At 61.7% G+C, this 21508-nt stretch carries 17 protein-coding genes; 15 read left to right on the top strand and 2 right to left on the bottom strand.

The genetic code is table 11. The features are described from left to right. Positions 1-3: 3 nt before the first annotated feature. Positions 4-1104: an acyl-CoA dehydrogenase family protein gene (locus ACP6KB_RS12960; RefSeq protein ID WP_442114299.1), complete on the bottom strand. Its 1101-nt coding sequence runs from the start codon at positions 1102-1104 to the stop codon at positions 4-6. Between the two features lie 187 nt (positions 1105-1291). After that, the gene (locus ACP6KB_RS12965; RefSeq protein WP_442114119.1) at positions 1292-2128 is read right to left on the bottom strand and encodes an enoyl-CoA hydratase/isomerase family protein; all 837 of its coding nucleotides are present in this window, start codon (positions 2126-2128) and stop codon (positions 1292-1294) included. 452 nt (positions 2129-2580) lie between these two features. On the opposite strand from ACP6KB_RS12965, the gene ACP6KB_RS12970 reads away from it, so the two are divergent. From ACP6KB_RS12970 to ACP6KB_RS13040, 15 genes are all read left to right on the top strand, one after another. Next, positions 2581-3741, top strand: coding sequence for a CaiB/BaiF CoA transferase family protein (locus ACP6KB_RS12970; RefSeq protein WP_442114120.1), 1161 nt, complete (start codon positions 2581-2583; stop codon positions 3739-3741). Between the two features lie 48 nt (positions 3742-3789). Beyond that, positions 3790-4986, top strand: a complete 1197-nt coding sequence (locus ACP6KB_RS12975; protein WP_442114121.1) for an acetyl-CoA C-acetyltransferase — start codon at positions 3790-3792, stop codon at positions 4984-4986. A gap of 21 nt (positions 4987-5007) precedes the next feature. Next, positions 5008-5415, top strand: a complete 408-nt coding sequence (locus ACP6KB_RS12980; RefSeq protein ID WP_442114122.1) for a Zn-ribbon domain-containing OB-fold protein — start codon at positions 5008-5010, stop codon at positions 5413-5415. Then, the gene (locus tag ACP6KB_RS12985) at positions 5412-6560 is read left to right on the top strand and encodes a thiolase family protein (RefSeq protein WP_442114123.1); all 1149 of its coding nucleotides are present in this window, start codon (positions 5412-5414) and stop codon (positions 6558-6560) included. Before ACP6KB_RS12980 ends, ACP6KB_RS12985 begins: the two co-directional genes overlap by 4 nt. Before the next feature lie 11 nt (positions 6561-6571). Next, entirely contained in the window at positions 6572-7318 is a 747-nt protein-coding gene (locus ACP6KB_RS12990) for an SDR family oxidoreductase (protein ID WP_442114124.1), read from the top strand. Positions 7319-7335: 17 nt separating this feature from the next. Beyond that, entirely contained in the window at positions 7336-8139 is an 804-nt protein-coding gene (locus ACP6KB_RS12995) for an enoyl-CoA hydratase/isomerase family protein (protein WP_442114125.1), read from the top strand. 30 nt (positions 8140-8169) lie between these two features. Further along, entirely contained in the window at positions 8170-9324 is a 1155-nt protein-coding gene (locus ACP6KB_RS13000) for an acyl-CoA dehydrogenase family protein (RefSeq protein WP_442114126.1), read from the top strand. A 44-nt stretch (positions 9325-9368) separates the two neighbouring features. After that, complete coding sequence (locus tag ACP6KB_RS13005; RefSeq protein WP_442114127.1) at positions 9369-10286, top strand: SDR family NAD(P)-dependent oxidoreductase; 918 nt, start codon at positions 9369-9371, stop codon at positions 10284-10286. A 10-nt stretch (positions 10287-10296) separates the two neighbouring features. Beyond that, entirely contained in the window at positions 10297-11529 is a 1233-nt protein-coding gene (locus ACP6KB_RS13010) for an acyl-CoA dehydrogenase family protein (RefSeq protein WP_442114128.1), read from the top strand. Positions 11530-11825: 296 nt separating this feature from the next. Continuing rightward, entirely contained in the window at positions 11826-13649 is a 1824-nt protein-coding gene (locus tag ACP6KB_RS13015; protein ID WP_442114129.1) for a DUF1302 domain-containing protein, read from the top strand. Positions 13650-13675: 26 nt separating this feature from the next. Then, the gene (locus tag ACP6KB_RS13020) at positions 13676-15043 is read left to right on the top strand and encodes a DUF1329 domain-containing protein (RefSeq protein WP_442114130.1); all 1368 of its coding nucleotides are present in this window, start codon (positions 13676-13678) and stop codon (positions 15041-15043) included. Between the two features lie 156 nt (positions 15044-15199). Then, a complete protein-coding gene (locus ACP6KB_RS13025) occupies positions 15200-17671 on the top strand; it encodes a LuxR C-terminal-related transcriptional regulator (RefSeq protein WP_442114131.1) in 2472 nt (823 codons plus the stop codon). 102 nt (positions 17672-17773) lie between these two features. Next, positions 17774-19117 carry a coniferyl aldehyde dehydrogenase gene (locus ACP6KB_RS13030; protein ID WP_442114132.1) on the top strand — a complete coding sequence of 448 codons (1344 nt, stop codon included), beginning with the start codon at positions 17774-17776 and terminating at the stop codon, positions 19115-19117. Positions 19118-19158: 41 nt separating this feature from the next. After that, a complete protein-coding gene (locus ACP6KB_RS13035; protein WP_442114133.1) occupies positions 19159-20244 on the top strand; it encodes a Zn-dependent alcohol dehydrogenase in 1086 nt (361 codons plus the stop codon). 64 nt (positions 20245-20308) lie between these two features. Continuing rightward, on the top strand, positions 20309-21502 hold the full coding sequence (locus ACP6KB_RS13040) for an acyl-CoA dehydrogenase family protein (RefSeq protein WP_442114134.1): 1194 nt from the start codon (positions 20309-20311) through the stop codon (positions 21500-21502). Positions 21503-21508: the final 6 nt, after the last annotated feature.

A 21508-nucleotide genomic window follows, 5' to 3' on the forward strand; every position in this document is an offset into this window, starting at 1 on the left:
GGTTCAGAGCTTGCGAGCGATCAGTTCGCGCATCACTTCACTGGTGCCGCCATATATGCGGGTCACACGCGAATCGACAAAAGCGCGCGCTACCGGGTACTCAAGCATGTAGCCGTAGCCGCCATGCAGCTGGACCATGTCGTCCAGGGCCTTGCCCAGGGTTTCGGTGGCGTAGAGCTTGGCGATCGCCGCTTCTTCGAGCGTGAGGCGCCGGCGCATGTGTTCGCCCAGGTAGTGGTCGATCATCAGGCGCACGGCGACGGCCTGTGCCTTGATGTCCACCAGCTTGAATTTGGTGTTCTGAAAGTCCCAGACCGTCTGATCGAACGCTTTGCGTTCCTTGACGTAAGCCAGGGTTTGTTCCAGCGCGGTTTCCAGGCGGGCGGCAGCGGAAACGGCAATGCAGAACCGCTCCTGGGGCAATTCGCCCATCAGGTAGCTAAAGCCCATGCCTTCTTCGCCCAGGCGATTGCTGACCGGTACCCGTACGTTGTCGAAGTACAGCTCGGCGGTGTCCTGGGCATGCTGGCCGAGCTTTTCCAGTTTGCGGCCACGTTGAAAGCCCGGGCGGTCGGCTTCGACGGCAATCAGGCTGATGCCTTTGGCACCAGCGGCGGGGTCGGTTTTGCACACCACAATGATCAGGTCGGCGGTCAGGCCATTGCTGATGAAGGTCTTGCTGCCGTTGATCACGTATTCGTCGCCATCACGAATAGCGGTGGTACGCACGGCCTTGAGGTCGCTGCCGGTATTGGGCTCGGTCATCGCGATGGCCAGAATGATCTCACCCGAACAGGCGCCTGGCAGCCATTTGCGTTTTTGCTCCTCGCTGCCGCAGCGATTGATGTACGGCGCGATGATGTCCGAGTGCATGCCCATGCCATTGCCGGACAGGTCGGCACGGGTGAACTCTTCGGCGTACACCGCGCTATGCCCGAAATCGCCACCACCACCGCCGTATTCGGTAGGGATGGTGATCCCCAGCAGGCCTTCGCGCCCGGCTTTCAGCCAGGTTTCCCGATCCCACTGGCCGGCTTTGTTCCACGCCGCTTGGCGAGGCACGCACTCACGCTCGAAAAAGCGTCGTGCGGTGGTGCGAAACATCTCATGGTCGTCGCGGTAGACCGTTCGGGCGATGTGCACAGGAGACTCCTTGATGGTGTGGGCGGACAGTCTGCGTCGGGCCCTGTTGTTGTGTTGGTCAGGCAAAAAGTGCATCTGCATGCTTGTGGTCTACGGTAGGACCGAGGCGCTGAGCGAACGCCACCCACGGCGGGTGGCGGGCATTCGCTCAGGCCTTGTTCATGCGCTCCCAGTCAAAGGGCGCAGGCTCGCCTTGCAGGAAGCAGGAAACGGCGCGGGCGTGATAAGGCGCAGTCGACACCACAGCCTGGGCGTGGCATTCCAGTTCAGCGAGGGTGGCGTAGGGTGTTTCGAAACTCTTGTTCAGCAGGCTTTTGCTCAGTGCCAGTACTTCACGGGGGCTGTCGGCGAAGCGGCGGGCAAACGCCATGGCGCTGGCCTGTAGATCTTCGGGTTCGTACACCGCATGAACGATGCCCAGTGTCTTGGCTTCGGAAACGCTGACGCGGCGCGCGGTGAACATCAGTTCCTTGGCCATCTGCATGCCCACCACCCTTGGCAGCATGTACAGCGCGCCCGAATCCGGCACCAGGCCGACCTTGGCAAACGACATGCAAAACGATGCTCGACTGGATGCCAGGACAAAGTCGGCGGCCAGCGAAATGGCGAAACCGGCGCCGTAGGCCGGGCCGTCGACGGCGGCGATCACCGGGATCTCCAGATTGCGCAAGCGTTCCATCCACACATGCACTGCTTGCAGGCGTCGGCGCATGGCGTCGGCGGAGTTGAGTTCCGGGTCGGTGCTGCTCTGGCGTTCCTTGAGCGACTTCAGATCGCCGCCGGCGCAGAAGCTTCCACCTGAACCGGTGATCACCAGGGCGCGAATGCTGCGATCCGCTTGTACGCGATCGAGCATCTCGGTGTAGTCCTTGCGTAACTCCATGGTCAGGGCGTTGCGCGAGGCCGGGTTCTGGTGCGAGAACTCGGCGACACCGTCGTTGATTAAAAGCTGCGATTCGCGCAACGGGATGCGTTCGGTGGGCATGGCGGTGATCTCGTGTCAGTGACGGTTGAAGCGCCATGCTCTGACTTCACCGATTGTCCAGCGCCACCCAGGGTGGGTGGATCAAGCTCAAATAGTGGATGTGCTGGTTTCGCTGACCTCTTGCCAGTAGGAGCGGGCTTGCCCCGCGATAGCGGTGTGTCAGTCACAGCGCATCGCGGGGCAAGCCCGCTCCCACCGGTTTTGGCTTTCCATGCGCGATGGATCAGGCGCCGCAGTTTTGCTTACTTTCCCCAAGAGGAAAGTAAGCCGCCGTAAAGGCGGAAGGGGCCATTACAGCCCTCACATCAAATGGATAAGCCCACAGCCCCCAAAGCCAACATAACCGCCACCCGACGCGGGTGGTCGAGCGCAGAGACTGCGTTGCTCTACTTGTGTGCACTGGCGCCGGGCACCACGACCCGGCGTATTACAACAAGTAGAAGGGTAAGCAGATGGGCGTGCTCAGCGGCATTCGTGTAGTGGAATTCGAAGCGATAGGCCCCGCGCCGTTCGGCACGATGTTGCTGGCCGACATGGGGGCCGATGTGGTGCGTATCGACCGCGCGGCGGCGGCGGGTGATCTGGGGCCTAAGCTGGAAGGGCCGCGTATCGATATCTGCGGTCGCAACCGGCGCTCGGTCACCCTGGATCTCAAGCGCCCTGAAGGTGTCTCGGCAGCGCTGGAGTTGATCGAGCGCGCCGATGTGCTGATCGAAGGTTTGCGTCCCGGCGCCATGGAGCGTCTCGGGTTGGGCCCCGAGGTGGCGTTGGCACGCAATCCGCGCCTGGTGTACGGACGCATGACCGGCTGGGGGCAGACCGGTCCGTTGTCGCAACGCGCCGGGCATGACCTCAACTACATCGCACTGAGCGGCGTGCTGTCCGGTATCGGTCCCTTGGGTGGGCGACCGCTACCACCGCTCAACGTGGTGGGCGACTACGGTGGAGGCGGCATGTTGCTGGCCGTGGGGGTATTGGCCGCGCTGCTCAATGTGCAGCGCGGCGGAGCAGGGCAGGTGGTGGATGCCGCGATGACCGAAGGGGCCGCGCAACTGGGCTCGGTGATTTGGGGCTTGCTCGCCAGCGGTAACTGGCACGAGCAACGCGGCAGCAACCTGTTGGATGGCGGCGCACCCTGGTACGACACCTATTGCACGCTCGATAACCACTACATGGCCATCGGCCCGGTGGAGTCGCGGTTCTACACGGAACTGCTGGTCAAGCTCGGCCTGTCCGAGGCCGGGTTGCCCAGGCAACACGACAAAGCCGGGTGGCCGCGCCTGCGTGAAGCCTTCACCGAGGCCTTCGGCAAGCACACACGCGAGCACTGGTGCCAGGTGTTCGAAGGCAGTGACGCCTGTGTCGCGCCGGTGCTTGGCTTTGCTGAAGCCCCCGATCATCCGCACAGCCAGGCACGCGGCAGCTTTATCGAAGTGGCCGGCGTGGTACAGCCGGTTCCAGCTCCACGCTTTCTTGGCACACCGTCGGCGCAACCGAGGCCAGCACCGCGACGCGGTGAGCACGGTGGCGAGGCCTTGCGCGACTGGGGCTTTGACGCCGCTGCGATTGAACGCCTGCGGGCACAAGGCCTGGATTTTCAGTCCGAGTGCTGAATCACCGATCACTCCCAATCCGTATTGAACCGATCAGTCGAGACCATCATGTCCCATGCCTACATTGTTTCCCCCTTGCGTACGCCCATCGGCAAGTTCGGCGGTGGGCTGTCGCCGCTGACGGCAGCTCAGCTGGCGGCGCAGGTCATTCGTGCGGTGATCGAGCGATCCGGCGTGCCGCAGCAACGGATCGACGAAGTCATCGTCGCCCAGTCCTATCAGTCCAGCGAGGCGCCGTGCATGGGTCGGTATGCCGCGTCGCTGGCCGGTCTGCCTGACGAAGTGCCCGGTTATACCGTGGACCGGCGTTGCGGCTCCGGCCTGCAAGCGGTCATCGATGCGGCGATGCAGATTGAAACCGGCGTGGCCGACTGCGTGATGGTCGCGGGCGTCGAGAGCATGAGCAACATCGAGTACTACAGCACCCACATGCGCTGGGGCGCACGCCTGGGCGATGTGACCCTGCATGATCGCCTGGATCGGGGCCGCGCCAACTCGCAACCGGTAAGCCGTTACGGCGAATGTTCCGGTGCTGCCGAAACCGCGGAAAACCTGGTTAACGACTACGACATCAGCCGTGAAGCCGCTGACCTGTGGGCGGTGCGCAGTCATCAACGTGCCGCAGCGGCTTGGCGCGATGGGCTTTTCGACAAGGAGCTGCTGCCGGTCGAAGTGCCGCAGCGCAAAGGCCCGCCGCTGTTGATCAGCCGTGACGAAGGCATACGTGAAGACGCAAACCTCGAGGCGATGGCCAGGCTCCCGACCTTGCTCAAGGGCGGCACCGTGACCGCCGGCAACGCCAGTCAACAGAACGATGCCGCTGCCGGTTGCCTGGTGGTGTCCGAGCGCTTTCTCAACGCGCACGGCCTGGTGCCGATGGCGCGGCTGGCGGGGTGGGCCTCGGCGGGTTGCCACCCGTTGCGTATGGGCATCGGCCCGGTACCCGCCGTGGCACGTCTGTTACCACGCCTGGGCCTGAGCCTGGCGGACATGGACCTGATCGAAGTCAACGAAGCCTTCGCCGGCCAGGTGCTGGCGGTGTTGCGTGAGTGGGGGCTGGAAGACGACCCGCGGATCAACGTCAACGGTTCGGGCATTTCACTGGGGCACCCGATCGGCGCCACCGGAATTCGCATCCTCACCTCGATGCTTCACGAAATGGAGCGTCGCGACGCCCGTTACGGCCTGGAAACCATGTGCATCGGCGGTGGCCAGGGCCTGGCTGCAGTGTTCGAACGCCTCTGATCTGATCGACAAGGAATACCCATGAACATCACTACTCAAGACACCACGCCTGCGCCGAGCGAACAGCCGTGGCGTGATCGCAATGGCCGCACGGTATTGCTCGCGTGTCGGCGCAAAGGCCATGAAGGCTTGCACTTCCCGCCGTTGCCAGCGACTTCACCACTTTTTGCCGAGTGCGAGCTGATCGAGCTCGACTCAACACCAATGCTGTACAGCTACACCGTGGTGCATTCCAGCCCGAAGGCCAACAAGGCGCCACAAGCGCTGGGCCTGGCGGATTTTCCCGAAGGACTGCGGGTGTTTGCGCGCCTGGACTATCCCCAGGGGCGTTCGCCACGCATCGGCGAAGCGCTGCGTCTGTGCGTCAGCGACACGCCAACCGGCCCGATCTATAGCTTTGCACCGTTGAATCAGGAGTCTGTGGCATGAACAAACCCGTCTACATCGCCGGGGTCGCCATGACGCCGTTCGGCCGCCACAACGCTTCGATGCAAGACTTGGCGCAAACCGCTGTGCTCGGTGCAGTGGCCGATGCCGGCATCGAGCTCGGGTCGGTGCAATCGATCTACTCGTGCAACGTGTTCGGCGGCATGGTCCTGGGCCAAGTGCTGATGCGCGACCTGGGGCTATCGGGCTTGCCGATCTACAACGTCGAGAACGCCTGCGCCAGTGGCGCCAGCGGCGTGCACCTGGCGTGCCACGCCCTGCAGGCCGGGATCTACGACACCGTGCTGGTGTTCGGTGTCGAGCAACTCACCGCCCTGGGCGGTGGCACCATCCCGTTGCAACGCAATGACTACATGACCGACCTGTATGTGCGTGCCGGCATGGCTTTGCCGGCCATCTACGCGATGCGTGCCACCCGTTACCTGCACGAGTTCGGTGTCGGCGCCGAAGACCTTGGCGCGGTGGCGGTGAAAAACCGCAGCCACGGCGCGCTCAACCCCTATGCACAAACGCGCACCACGGTGTCGATCGACGAAGTGATGAACTCGCGCATAGTCTTCGACCCACTGACGTTGCTGCAATGCTGCCCATCGGCGGTGGATGGCGCCGCCGCACTGGTGCTGACCACACGTCAGCCATCACGCCGGGCAAAGCCGGTGAAGGTGCTGGCGTCGGTGATTCAGTCGGGCCGTTGTGAAACCGGCAGCGATGACATCCTCGCGGCTGAAATCACCGCCCGCGCCGCGAACCTGGCCTACCAGCAGGCGGGCGTCACCGCGGCGGACCTGGACCTGGTCGAGCTGCACGATGCGTTCACCATCGCCGAACTTATCTATTACGACGCGCTTGGCTTGTGCAAGCGCGGCGAGGCCCACGAACTGCTGCGCAGTGGTGCCACCCGCCTGGGCGGTGAGGTGGTGGTCAACCCCAGCGGCGGCCTGCTTGCCAAAGGCCATCCGCTGGGCGCCACCGGCGTCGCGCAGATGGTAGAGGCGGTATGGCAACTGGAAGGTCGCGCTGGCGACCGCCAGGTTCACGACGCCTCGCTGGCCCTGACCCAATGCACGGGCGGCGGTATCGCTGGGGTCGATCACGCGGCATCTGCCGTTCACATTCTGGGACGTTGAGGAATATCTAAATGAATAACCATGTAGCTATCGTTACCGGCGGCGCCCAGGGCATTGGCCAGGGCCTGACTCAGGCGCTGTTGCGCGAAGGGTACGCCGTCGCCATGTTTGACCTGAACAGCCAGGCCATGGAAGCGCAGATCGCGCAATCCGGTGAATACGCCGATCGCTTGATGGGCATTTGCGTCGACGTGACCTCCAGCGAACAGGTCAATGCTGCAGTGGCCCAGGTCACGGCACGCTGGAAGACCCCGGATCTGTTGGTCAACAACGCCGGGATGGCCCGCGACAAACGCATCGTCAACCTGACCGAGCAAGACTGGGACCTGGTGATCGACGTCAACCTGAAATCGCAGTTTCTGTGCGTTAAAGCGGTTGTGCCGGGGATGATCGAGCAGGGCTTTGGGCGTATCGTCAACATCTCTTCGCGCGCCTGGCTCGGTGCGTTCGGCCAGGCCAACTATTCGGCGGCCAAGGGCGGCGTGGTCAGCTTGACCCGTTCGCTGGCCATCGAATTGGCAAAGCACGGCATTACCGCCAACGTAGTAGCGCCGGGGGCCATCGACACGCCGATTCTGGCGCCGCTTTCCGCTGAGCAACGTGCCCGGATCATGTCGACGATTCCGGTTGGCCGCATCGGTACGCCGGACGACATCGCCCAGGCCGTGCTGATGTTCGCCAGCGCCAAGTCTTCCTACATCACCGGCCAGACCTTGTACGTCTGTGGCGGTCGCTCACTGTCGAGTCCAAGCGTGTAGCCCACGGGAGTTCCTGCATGGCCATTCAATTCAAGATCATCGACCACGTCGCGCTCATCACGCTGGACGCACCTGACTCACACAACGCGCTGACCATCGGTGACCTGATGCACCTGCGCAAATCGCTGGTGGCCTGTCAGGACGACAGCCAGATCCGTGTGATCGTGATCACCGGGGCGGGCGAACGGGCGTTTTGCTCCGGGGCGAACCTCAAGGCAACGCTGCCACCGGCGACGGATTTCATCAGTGGCGCCCTGAAAAGCCGTGAAACCGAGGCCGAGGAGGGTGGTTACACACGCCTGCTCGACCTCAGCGACCTGGACGTATGGAAACCGGTGATCGCCGCCATCAACGGCTATTGCCTGGGCGGTGGCCTGGAGTTGGCCCTGCAGTGCGACCTGCGTATTGCCGCTGAAGGCGCATCGTTTGCACTGCCTGAAGCCAAGGTGGCCAGCATTCCGGCAGTGGGTGGCGTGCAGTACCTGCTGCGCGCAGTACCGGCGGCGCAGGCGATGAAAATGGCCCTGACCGGCGAGCGTATCAGCGCCGAAGAAGCCTTGCGCATAGGGTTGATCAGTGACCTGGTGCCACCCGGGCAGCTGTTGCCGTTCGCGCTGGAGCTGGCACAGCGCATCGCTGGCAACGGCCCACTCGCGGTGCAGTCGATCAAGCAACTGGCGGTGCAAACCGCCCATCTGGCGCCGCGTGACTTTGTTGCCCAGTCGAATCTGCACTGGGGCTTGTTGCGCGACAGCAAGGACCGCATCGAGGGGCGCATGGCGTTCGCGCAAAAGCGTCCACCGAAGTACAGCGGCGCCTGATCTCTTCCTGTTTATCGTGAGAAACCCAGCATGAATTTTGCCCTGACCGAATCCCAGGAAATGATGATCGATGCCGCCAAACGCATGGTGCGCGATCAAATTGACCCGGTACTTGCCAAACACCCGGTGGACCGGCCACTGCCTAAAGCGGCGATGCTGCAGATCTATGCCGCGCTGGCCGAACTGGGCATCACCGCACCTCGCTTGCCGGTCGAAGCCGGGGGCGGTGGTCTGCAGATGCTCGACTACGGGCTGATCGTCGAGCAGTTGCCGGCCATCGTCGCGCTGTCGCTGATTTCCCATGAAGGCACGGTGGCGCGGATCTACTCCGGCTGCCCGCCCGAGATCAGCCAGCGCTACCTGCCGGACCTGATCGCCGGACGCAAGATCGCTTGCACGGCCAACTCCGAAGTCAATGCCGGCTCTGACTCCAATGCGGTGAAGACGCGCATCCGCGTGGAGGGCGACAGCGCCTTTATCACCGGACGCAAACTGTGGATCACCAACGCCTCGATCTGCGATGTGCTCAACGTGTCGTGCACCCTGGGTAACGACGAGCGCGGCAGACCGTTGGCGCAACGCGCACTGGTCGACCGCAGTCAGTCGGAAGTCGATGTGCGCGAAATCGGCGTCACCGGTCTGCAGCAAGGGCACTTGAGTGAAGTGGTGTTCGAAGAAACCCGGATTCCCCTCAGCCACCTCATTGGCGAAGCGGGCGACGCGGCGAAAACTCTCACGGTCGGCTGGAACGGCAACCGTCCGCTGATCGGCCTGATGTGCGTGCACTTGGCGCAAAAAGCCTTCGACATGGCCGTGGAATATACCAAGGTCCGTGAACAGTTCGGCAAACCGCTGGCGGCCCATCAGCTGGTGCAGCAAGACCTGGCTGACATCGAAACCCAGATCGTCACCTCGCGGCTGCTCTGCTATCAGGCCCTCGATGCCATGGATCGCGGGCTGCGCGCCAACGGCAGCTCGGCAATGGCCAAGCGCTACGCGACGACCGCCTGTGAGCGGGCGATCAACTTGGCGATCCAGATTCACGGCGGCATGGGCATCACCGAAGAACTGGGCATCGAGCGCCTGTGGCGCGACGCGCGCATGTTCCAGGTACCCGATGGCATGAACGGCATTCTGGCGTTGATCCAGGGCCGCGAGATCACCGGCATCAGCGCGTTCCGCTGAGCAAGCTGCAACACCCCCGACAACAACAAGAAGCGGAGTCCGCAATGAGTGAACAGATGATGGAAGGCAAGGTGGTTATCGTCACCGGCGCCGGTCGTGGCATCGGCCGTGAGATGGCCCTGCAGATGGCCCGCAACGGCGCCCGGGTGGTGGTCAACGATGTTGGTGTTTCGGTGACCGGGGAGGCCCAGGACGAAGACCCGGCCCAGGACGTGGTCGATCTGATCAAGGCCGAGGGCGGCGAGGCCATCGTCAACCGCGACAGCGTAGCGCAGTGGTCCAGCGCCAGTCGCCTGGTCGAGGCCGCCGTCGACACCTACGGCCGACTGGACAGCGTGGTGAACAACGCCGGTATCTTGCGCGACCGGATCTTCCATCAAATGACCCCGGAAGAGTTCGAAGCGGTGATTCAGGTACACCTGTTCGGAACCTTCAATGTCAGCCGTGCCGCTGCCACGCATTTTCGTGCCCAGCAAAGTGGCGCGTTCGTGCACATGACCTCCACCTCGGGGCTGGTCGGCAACATCGGCCAGGCTAACTATGCGGCAGCGAAGCTGGGGATCGTTGGGCTGTCGAAGTCGATTGCCCTGGACATGGCGCGTTATGGCATTCGTTCCAATTGCATCTCGCCATTCGCCTGGAGCCGCATGGTCGGCTCGATTCCGTCGGACGATCCGGCACAGGCCGCGCGTGTGGAAAAAATCAAAAGCATGACCCCGGCGCCCATCGCTGCACTGGCGGTATTCCTCGCCAGTGATGCCGCCGCCAGCGTCAATGGGCAGATCTTCACCATGCGCCGCAACGAGATTTTCCTGATGAACCAACCACGTCCGGTGCGTTCGCTGCACCGTGCCGAAGGCTGGACCGCGAAGGCGCTGGCCGAACACATGCTGCCGGCATTCACCCCATCATTCTTGCCACTGGAAGTGTCCGCCGACGTGTTTGGCTGGGATCCGGTCTGAGGAGCGCATCATGGATTACACCTTGCCATCTGAGTGGGTCGCGTTTGGCGATGCCCTGATCCGTTTCATCGACCGTGAGGTCGAGCCACTGGAACAACAGCACCAGGGGTTGCTGTCCAGCGAGCGCACCGTCTACACCGAAGACGGGCGCTATGCACCTGAACTGACCGTGTTGCGCCGCCGCGTGCGCATGTTGTCCGCCGAGGCCGGCTTCTACACCGCGCTGAGCGACGAGTCGCTGGGCGGCAGCGGGTTGGGCGCGCAAGCGGCGGTTTACATTCAGGAGCGCCTTAACGCGCATGTTGGGCCGTCGCGGCATTTGATCCAGACCGTGGTGTTGCCTTCGCCGTTCACCAATGGCTTGTCGCCGGTGCTCAAGCACCTGGACCCGGCAGTGCTGGCGCTGTACCACGAACAGATCGCCAATGGTGACAAGACCCTGTGTTTTGGCCTGAGCGAGCCTGATGCCGGCTCCGATGTGTTCGCCATGCGCACCCGCGCTGTGCGTGACGGTGACGATTGGCTGATCACCGGCACCAAGCAGTGGATCACCAACGCGCCGTATGCCGACTACGCGATGATATTTGCCGTGACCGACGAGGAACAGGCCCGTGCCGGGCGTGGCGGCATTACCGGCTTTTTCGTGCCGACGCAAACAACCGGCTTCTCGGTGCCGAGCACTATACCGGTGATGGGCCACTTGGGCGCAGACATCGGTATCGTCTCACTGGATCAGGTACGGGTGCCGGACAACCATCGTCTCGGCCCGGTGGATCGCGGTTTGAGCGTGGCGCTCGACGGTGTTAACGCCGGTCGCCTGAGCATGGCCGCGTCTTGCCTGGGGCTGGCACGTTGGGCGCTGGACCAGGCGCTGGAGTACGCCAAGGTGCGCAAGACCTTTGGCAAACCGATAGCCGAGCACCAGTCGGTGCAGAACATGCTGGCCGAGTGCGCGATGGATATCTATGCCAGCAAAACGATGATCCAGCACTGTGCATGGCTGGTGGACCAGAACCAGCAGGCGACCAAGGAAGTATCGATCGTCAAGGCGTCCGCCACCGAGATGCTGTGCCGGGTCATGGACCGTTGCATGCAGGTGCATGGCGGCATGGGGCTGACCAATGAACTGCGGCTGGAAGAGGGTTTCCGCTTCGCCCGCATCATGCGCATTCCGGATGGTACCTCGGAAATTCAACGCCGGACCATTGCCCGTCGCTTGCTCGGGGGCGATACCGCGTTCTGAACTCGTTAAGTTCTGTGGTAGGAGCGGGCTTGCCCCGCGATTGCGGCTTGCCCGTCACATCGTATCGCGGGGCAAGCCCGCTCCCACACCGGATGATCATGACAGTTGCCCACCGAAGGCCAGCTAGCCGCCCCGCACACGGTGTCACCTTGGGTAACGCCCCGCGCTGAACCGCAAAATCTGCGGATGAAAACAAGCCGATAAACCGCGCAGCAAATCACCCATTCGGGTGTAAGGGACTCGCTGGGGCATGGCTAGCATGAGCTCTCCAACACATCCCTAACCGGAGAAACCGCATGAGAAAAACAACAATGCGCGGAGTCTTCCAGCCAAGTCTGCTGGCAGTAGCTGTGACCGTATACGCAAGCAATCAGGCTCACGCCATTGATTTCAACATCGGCGAAATCAAGGGGCAGTTCGACTCGTCCCTGTCGATCGGTACCAGTTGGGCTACCGCCAATCCTGACAAGAAGTTCATCTCCAACTTCAACTCCCTGGGTGAAAAGGGCGAGGCCGCTTCGCGCACCGTCGATGATGGCCGTCTGAACTTCTCCAAGGGCGACACTTTTTCGAAGATCTTCAAAGGCGTGCATGACCTGGAGCTGAAGTACGGCGACAGCGGAGCCTTTGTGCGCGGCAAGTATTGGTATGACTTCGAATTGATGGATGACCATCAGTCGTTCTACGACATCGATGACAGCGGGCGCGATCGCGCCGCCAAGTCGTCCGGTGCGATGTTTCTGGACAGCTTTGTCTACCACAACTACAGCATCGCCGATCTGGTCGGCAACGTGCGCCTGGGGAACCAGGTGGTGAGTTGGGGTGAGAGCACCTTCATCGGTAACTCGATCAACAGCATCAACCCGATTGACGTGGCGGCGCTGCGTCGCCCAGGAGCGGAGGTCAAGGAAGGCCTGATTCCCGTCAACATGTTCTATATGTCCCAGGGCCTGAGCGAGAACATTACCGCTGAAGCGTTCTACCAGTTGGACTGGAAGAAATCGGTGGTGGAAAACTGCGGCACATTCTTTGGCAGTGACGGCGTCGCCCAAGGCTGCGATGACCGCTTGGTGGTGGCCGGCCTCGACCTGCCGCCAGGCGTGGCACAGAACACCGGTGGCCTGGCAGCCGTCGCCGCCGGTAGGGACAACGCCTTCATCCCCCGGCTCAAGGACAACGACGCCCGTGACAGCGGCCAATACGGCCTGGCCCTGCGCTGGTTCGTGCCCGAAGTCAATGACACCGAGTTCGGCGCCTATGCGATGAACTACCACAGCCGTAACCCGTTCCTGAGCATCAACCAGATGACCAGCACGGCAGGTGGCCTGGCCTCGGCGCGCAGTGCCCGGTACTTCATCGATTATCCGGAAGACATCCGCCTGTACGGCCTGAGCTTCCAGACCAACGTCGGCGGCACGTCGCTGGGCGGCGAAGTCAGCTACCGGCCGAACATGCCGTTGCAACTGAACACCGCTGACCTGTTGTCTGCCGCGACCTTCAGCGCCACGTCACCGCTGATCAGCAGCGGTTTTGCCGGGCGCAACCTGGGCGCCGAGGTGAACGGCTACAAACGGATGCCGGTAACCCAGGCGCAAGTCACCGCCACGCAGTTCTTCGATCAAGTCATGGGCGCCAGTCGCCTGACCCTGGTGGCGGAGGTGGGTTACAACCACATCAACGGCCTGGGCAAGGCTGACGGCTCTGACCTGCGTTTCGGTCGAAGCCCTGCTTTCGGCTCCGGCGAACTGCCGGGCGCTGCCGGTCTGGCAGCCTGTCGCGGCACCGCAGTCGGCTTGCCAACGGCCAGCAACCCGGCGCAAGAGTGCAACGACGATGGCTTCTACACCAGCAACAGTTGGGGCTATCGGGCACGCGCCAAGCTGGATTACCCGAACGTTGTCGCTGGCATCAACCTCTCGCCATCGCTGGCCTGGTCCCACGATGTGCAAGGTTACGGTCCGAACTTCGACGAAGGCTCCAAGGCCGTCAGCCTGGGCCTGGATGCCGACTACCAGAACGCTTACACCGCCAGCCTCAGTTACACCAACTACTTTGGCGGCGATTTCAATACCAACGTTGACCGCGATTACGTTGCGCTCAGCTTTGGCGTGAACTTCTGATGCACATCTGGCGGAGGAGCCTGACGATGAAAACAACAAAAGTACTGCGCGTTGGTGTATTGAGCCTGTCATTGCTGGCTAGCGGTGTGATGGCGGCTGTGTCACCCCAGGAAGCGGAACAATTGGGCACGACCTTGACGCCATTGGGCGGTCAGAAGGCTGGCAACGCCGATGGCAGCATCCCGGCCTGGAACGGCGGTCTGAAACCGGGCGCCGGGGCGTATAACAACGGCTTTTTAAGCGATCCATTCGCAGCGGAAAAGCCTTTGTTCGTGATCACGGCGGCCAATGCCGCGCAGTACAAGGACAAGCTCAGCGCCGGGCAAATGGCGATGTTCCAGCGCTACGCCGATACCTACAAGATTCCCGTGTACCCCACTCACCGCACCGCGGCGTCGCCCCAGCACATCTATGACCTGGCGAAAAAGAGTGCCGTGACCACCGGACTGTCGGCCGATGGCAACGCCTTGCTCAATTTCTCTGAAACCCGCTATTACCCGTTCCCGATCCCCAAGAGCGGTATCGAGGTGCTGTGGAACCACACCACCCGTTATCGCGGCCAGAACTTCCAGCGCACCAGCGCGCAGATCACGCCACAGGCCAACGGCTCCTACAGCGTGGTGCAGATGGAAGACGAAATGGCCGCGCCGCAGTACATGCAGGGAGTCGGCAAGGGTCAGGCCGACAACGTCATCTACTACTACAAGCAGCGGGTGACTGGCCCGGCGCGTCTGGCGGGCAACGTGCTGCTGGTGCACGAAACCATCGACCAGGTCAACGAGCCGCGCATGGCCTGGCAGTACAACGCCGGTCAGCGCCGGGTTCGCCGGGCGCCGCAAGTGGCTTACGACGGCCCGGGGACGGCGGCCGATGGCATGCGCACGTCGGACAACGGCGATCTGTTCAACGGTGCACCGGACCGCTACGACTGGAAGCTGATCGGCAAGAAGGAAATGTACATTCCGTACAACAACTACAAGCTGCAATCGCCCAAGCTCAAGTACGACGACATCATCAAACCCGGGCATATCAATCAGGACCTGACCCGCTATGAACTGCACCGGGTGTGGGAAGTGGAAGCGACGCTCAAACAAGGTGCGCGCAACATCTACGCCAAGCGCCATATGTACTTCGACGAGGACACCTGGGCGCTGGTCGAAGTCGACCACTACGACGGCCGTGGCCAGCTGTGGCGTGTCGGTGAAGGCTTCCAGATGAATGACTACGAAAATGGCATTGCCTCTTATGCCATGCAATCGATCTATGACCTGACCGCCGGCCGCTACATCGTGCTGAACCTGCTGAACGAGTCGCCCAAAGGCATCCAGTACGGCATTCAGGCGTCGATGAATGACTTTACCCCCGCCGCCTTGCGCAACGACGGCATTCGCTGATTCCGTTGCCTGAAACAACAACACCCTGCTCGCAGGGTGTTGTGCCAAACCCCGCCGGTCAACCCAATCCTCTGCCACCTGATGCGGGTGGTCCGCGCAAAGCCCGCCTGTACAACCATTGGTTCAATGCGGTTTTCTCATTGAACGAGGTCTGTTATGCAGGGTCTTGGGCTCAACACAATCGCGGTGCGCAATCCTGGCCTGTCGCTCTCCAGGCTACCCACGGACTACTTGTCACGGCCTCGTCTGGTCGAGTTGCTCACCGAGCGCAAGCGCTTGCGGCTGCTGAGTGCACCGGCGGGATATGGCAAAACCGCGCTGCTGAGCCAGTTCATGGAAAGTCACGCACCCGGCGAGCAGCAGGCCTGGGTCGATTGTTGCGGGCAGCCGCAAGCATTGGTCAGCCTCTGCGCGGTTGTCGCCCAGGCGCTTGGCTTGGCACCCGACACCACGCCTGAAGCACTGTTGGAACACTTTGAGACTCGCGTGGCAGCGTTCTGGCTGGTGCTTGACGACCTGGCAGCAGACAACCCAATCGAGCTCAATAGTTGGATTGAGCAACTGCTTGCCGTGCGTAACAGCTCGATCCAGGTGCTGGTCAGCTGTCGCCAGCGCCCGGACTGGAATCTACCGCGACTGGTACTGGAAGGCGAACTGCTGGAATTGAACACCGCGCAGTTGGCGCTCACCCGTGATGAATTCGAAGCGCTGATCAACCAGCTGCGCCACAAGACCAATACCCGTTGCAGGGAGGCGTTGTGGGCTGAAACCCAGGGCTGGTGCGCCGGGGTGCGCCTGCTGTTGTCGCGGCCGATGCACAGCGTAACGCCGGACTTCAGCTCGGCACCGGTGCTGCGCGACTACCTGCACTACGAGCTGCTGACACGTCTGGATGCCGACGAGCGCGAGGTGCTGTTCGGCTTGGCGCACCTGTCGAAAGTCTGTGTGCAACTGTGTGACCAACTGTGGGAAGAGCAGCGCGGCGGTCAGGTACTTGAGCGCTTGTTGCGTTGCCAGGCGTTTATCGTTCCGGTCGATGGCCAGGCGCACTGGTATCGCTTGCTGCCCGCCGTGGCCCATGCGTTGCAAGACCAATTGCACGCGGCGACCTTGAATCGCTTGCGCCTGCGTTCGTGTCAGCTGTTGAGCTCACTGGGCCTTTTTGACGATGCCATCGAGCAGGCGCTCAGTGCAGAGCAACCAGAAGTGGCGGCCAGCTACATGGAACGTCTGCGCCTGACCTGGTTGCTCAGCGATCGCCACCTGGATCGATTGATGATCTGGCGTGATCGCTTGCCAGCGTACTTGCTGGAGAGCAGCCCGCGGCTGATCTATCTGTGTGCCCGGGCCTTGCTGTTCAGTGGTCGACTGGATGAAGCCGAACACTGCCTGCAGCAGTTGCGCCAATTTCTGCCAATGGCCGATCCCAGCCGAAACCACCGCTTGCTGGCGAACTGGCAAGCGTTGTACGGCAGCCTGCAAGCAATGCGTGGCAACACACGCCAGGCGCGCCTGCACTGTGAGGCCGCGCGCGAGGGCTTGAATGCCCAGGACTGGCTGTCGGTGCTGTTGTGCCTATCGACCCTGGCGCGGATAGCCATGATCGAGGGCGACCTGCCCGAATCGCGCAAGCTGCTGGAGGCGGCGGTCGAACTGGCACGTCGTCAGGGCAGCCGGGACGCCGAGGTGCTGGTCAACACGGATCGTATCCGTCTGAAAATGCTCGAAGGGCAACCCGGTATGGCCGAGGCTTTGCTGGACAAGGAACTGGAGTATGTAACCGGCAACACTGGCCAGCCCAATCCATTGCTTGGGCGCTTGCTGTTTCTCAAGGGCGAGTTACTGTTGCTGCAAGGTTCAGAGCGTGCGGCCGAGCAAGTGCTGCAAACCGGCCTGGTGCAGGTACGAGATTGCTCCGCGCCGTTCATTTTGTTCGGCTACCTGATGCTGTCGGAACTGGCTGCACGTCGTGGGCGGTATGAAGACGCCCAATGGCTGCTGCACGAAGCGGAGCGGCGCATGCATTGGGGCAAGATCCATTCGGCGTGCTACAGCAGCGCCATCGCCTTGCAGAACGCGCGCATTCTGGCGCATGAGCAGCGTTGGGAGCCGTTGTTGCAGGTCAGCCAGGCACTTGATGCCTATCTTCAGGAGCCGGCAGCCAACTCACCGCCATTGCTGATGCCTTCTTTGCGTCAACGCAATCAGTTGTTGCTGGCACAGGCTGCCTATCAGACCGGCGAGGTTGATCGGGCAGTTCGCAAGTTGCGCACCTTGCTGGTGGAATGTGAGCAGGTGGGTTTCATCACCTTGGCCAGCGAAGCCCGGCAATGCTTGATACGCATTGCCGGGGACACTGAACAATCGGTCCAAGTGCTGGCCGACTCAGACGCGCAGGTGAGGGCGCCTGCCAGTCAGGGCTCGAACTATCAAGATGAGCTGACACCGCGGGAAGTCTCGGTGCTCAAACTACTGGCCGAAGGCATGTCGGTACGAGAGGTGGGGAATAGCCTGTTTATTTCGGTGAACACGGTGAAAACCCACGCCAAGAACATCAACGTCAAACTCGGCGCCTGCCGCCGTACCCAGGCCATCAACAGCGCGAAATCCATGGGCATACTTGCCTGAAACAGGTGGGGGCGCCCGCCACCTGATCCGGGTGGCGCTGCTGCAGGGACGATGGTCAACCATGGACTCAACCCATAACTGACAACAAAAGCAGAGGTTGAGATGAGCGCTATTGAGCATCCCAGTGGTGTCGATATCCGTGCGATCCTGGTACGGCAACGAGCGGCCTTCCTGGCCAGTGAACCTTATAGTGTCGAACAGCGCTGTGAGTTGATCGAGCGCGCCATCGGCCTGTTGCGTGATAACGAACAAGCCATCGTCGATGCGCTGTCCGCTGACTTCGGTCAGCGCAGCCCGACCTTTTCACGCGGCAGCGAAGTGCTTTCGCCGCTGGCCACGCTCAAGCAGACCCAGGCCGAGTTGAAGGAGTGGATGCGCCCCGAGACGCGTCAAGCGCGCAGCGGTGAAGCCTGGGTTCAATACCAGCCTCTGGGTGTGGTGGGCATCGTCACCGCCTGGAACGTACCGGGCAACATGGTCTTCAAAGGCCTGGCCGGGGCTTTGGCCGCTGGCAACCGGGTGATGATCAAGCCGTCTGAGTTCAACCCGCATACCTCGGCGCTGATTGCCCGCTTGATCAGCTCGGTCTATAGCGAAGACGAAGTCGCCGTGATCACCGGTGGGCCAGAAGTTGCCCAGGCCTTCTGCAGTCAACCCTTCGATCATCTGCTCTTTACCGGCGCGACCAGCATCGGTAAGCACGTACTGCGAGCGGCAGCGGAAAATCTGGTACCGGTGACCCTCGAACTCGGTGGCAAATCACCGACCATCATCTCGCGCAGCGCAGACTTCCAGACCGCGGTCGGCAAAATCATCCTTGGCAAACTGATGAACGCCGGGCAGCTGTGTGTGGCGCCGGACTATGTGTTCGTACCGAAAGAGTCCATGGACGACTTCATCAAGGTCGCCAGTGCCGCCGTCGCCAAGTGGTTCCCGCAGCTCAAGGACAACCCGGAGTACACCTCGATCATCAACCAACGGCATGTTGAGCGTTTGCAGGGCTACCTCGACGAGGCCAGGGAGGCCGGGGTCGAACTGATCGAACTGAACCCGGCAGGTGAAGACTTCAGCCAGGCGGCGCACAACAAAATGGTGCCGACCCTGTTGCGCGACCCCGGTGACCAGTTGCAGGTCATGCAAGACGAAATCTTCGGGCCATTGCTGCCGATCAAACCCTACGAATCCATTACCGATGTTATCGCCTACATCAACGCACGCCCGCGTCCGCTGGGCCTGTACTACTTCGGCAACGACGCCGCCGAGCAAGCGCTGGTGCTCAACCGAACCTGCTCCGGTGGCGTGACGCTCAACGACGTGATGCACCACGCCGGGCTAGAAAGCCTGCCGTTCGGTGGGGTCGGCCACAGTGGCATGGGCGCCTATCACGGCATCGACGGATTCCGCACCTTCAGCCATGCCAAGGCCGTTTACCGTCCTGCGGTCTGACCGCCCTTAACCCTTGTGCCTAACGTATTGAGAGAAATGTCATGAAAGCTGCCGTTTTCCATCAGGTTGGTTCCCCCTTGGTCATCGAGGACGTGGGCATCAGCAAGCCTGGCCCGCGTGAAGTGCTGATCCGCACCAAGGCTGTGGGTGTCTGCCATTCCGACTTGCATGTGATTGAGGGGGCGTTTCCGTTCCCTGGCCCCATCGTGTTGGGGCACGAAGCCGCCGGTGTGGTCGAGCAGGTGGGCTCAGAAGTGCGCTCGGTCAAGCCCGGTGACCACGTGGTCACCTGCCTGACGGTGTTTTGTGGCCATTGCGAGCACTGCGTCACCGGCCATCTGGCGCGTTGTGTATCACCGGAAACCAAGCGCGACAAAGACGAAGAGTCGCGCCTGACCTATGTGCAAAAACCGATGCCGCAATTCGCCAACCTGTCGGCGTATGCCGAGCAGATGCTGGTGCATGAGAACGCCTGTGTGGCGATTCGTCGCGACATGCCCCTGGACCGCGCCGCATTGCTTGGCTGCGCGGTCACCACGGGCACCGGGGCAGTATTCAACACCGCCAAAGTGCGCCCGGGTGAAACCGTCGCGGTCATCGGCTGCGGCGGGATCGGCCTGGCCGCCATCAACGGTGCGGCATTGGCTGGGGCAGGGCGGATCATCGCCATTGACATGCTCGACTCGAAACTGGAGTTGGCCAAGCAATTCGGCGCCACCGACCTGGTCAATGCCAAGGACGGCGATGCGGCAAAAATGGTACTGGAGCTGACCCGTGGCGGCGTCCATCACGCCTTCGAATGCATCGGTCTGAAACAGACGGCCGAACAGGCCTTCGCCATGCTGGCTCGGGGCGGTACCGCGACCATTATCGGCATGATCAAACCCGGCCTGAAAATCGAACTCGACCCTTATCAGTTGCTGCACGAGCGTCGTGTCCAGGGTTCGTTGATGGGCTCCAACCGCTTCCCGGTAGACATGCCGCGACTGGTGGACTTCTACATGGCCGGAAAGCTCAAGCTCGACGAAATGATCGCCCAGCGCATCAAGCTCGAACAGATCAACGAGGCCTTCGACGAACTGCGCCGTGGCGAACTCGCACGCTCGGTGATCGTCTTCAACGACTAACCACCCAACCCCTGTAGGAGTGAGCAAGCTCGCTCCTACATACGCCCCTACCTGGAGTTGATTGATGGACATAGATTTCACGCCGCACGAGCTGGCGTTTCGTGAGGAGGTGCGCGGCTTTCTTCGGGATCACCTGCCTGCTGAATTCGCCCAGCGTATCCAGCAAGGCAAGCGCTTGAGCAAAGCGCATCAGATTGAATGGATGCGCATCCTGAACAAGCAGGGCTGGTTGGCGCCGGGTTGGCCAGAGGAGTACGGCGGTACCGGCTGGAACGCCGTGCAAAAGCACCTGTTCGAAGAAGAATGCAATGCCCATGGCGCACCGCGTGTGGTGGCGTTTGGGGTAAAAATGGTTGCCCCGGTGCTGATCAAGTTTGGTACCGCCGAGCAAAAGCAGCGCTTCCTGCCGCGTATTTTGAGCAGTGAAGACTGGTGGTGCCAAGGCTATTCCGAGCCCGGCGCCGGGTCGGACCTGGCCGCATTGAAGACCCGTGCCGTGCGTGATGGCGAGCATTATGTGGTCAATGGCCAGAAAATCTGGACGACCCTGGCGCACTTCGCCGACTGGATGTTCTGCCTGGTACGAACCGATTCTGAGGCCCAGCAACAGCGCGGTATCTCGTTCTTGCTGATCGACATGAAAACCCCGGGCATTACCATCCGGCCCATCATCACCCTGGACGGTGAGCATGAAGTCAACGAGGTGTTCTTCGACAACGTGCGTGTACCGGTAGAGAACCTCGTCGGTCGTGAAAACGAAGGCTGGACCTGCGCCAAGTATCTGCTGACCCATGAGCGCACCAGCATCGGTGGCATCGCTCAGAGCAAAGCACTGCTGCAACGCCTCAAGTACATCGCCACTGAACAAGTACGCGATGGCCGACCACTGATTGAAGACACGCTGTTCCGCGCCCAGATCGCCGAAGTGGAAATGCAACTGATGGCCGCCGAAATGAGCAATTTGCGCACCTTGGCCGCCGCCCGCGATGGTGGTGCGCCGGGAGCGGAAAGCTCGATCCTGAAGATCAAGGGTACCGAGATTCGCCAGGCCATTACCTACCTGATCAGCAAGGCTGTGGGGCCGTATGCCATGCCATTCATTGAGGATGAGCTGGGCTATAGCGACGAGGCGCTGCTGTACACCGAGTACAGCAGCACGGCCACCTATCAGTACCTGGACGCACGAAAAGCCTCGATTTATGGCGGCTCCAACGAGATCCAGAAAAACATCATCGCCAAAATGATTCTTGAACTGTAAGGGGGC

Origin of the sequence: Pseudomonas sp. NUPR-001 (assembly GCF_052147955.1) — a bacterium.
Lineage (GTDB): Bacteria > Pseudomonadota > Gammaproteobacteria > Pseudomonadales > Pseudomonadaceae > Aquipseudomonas.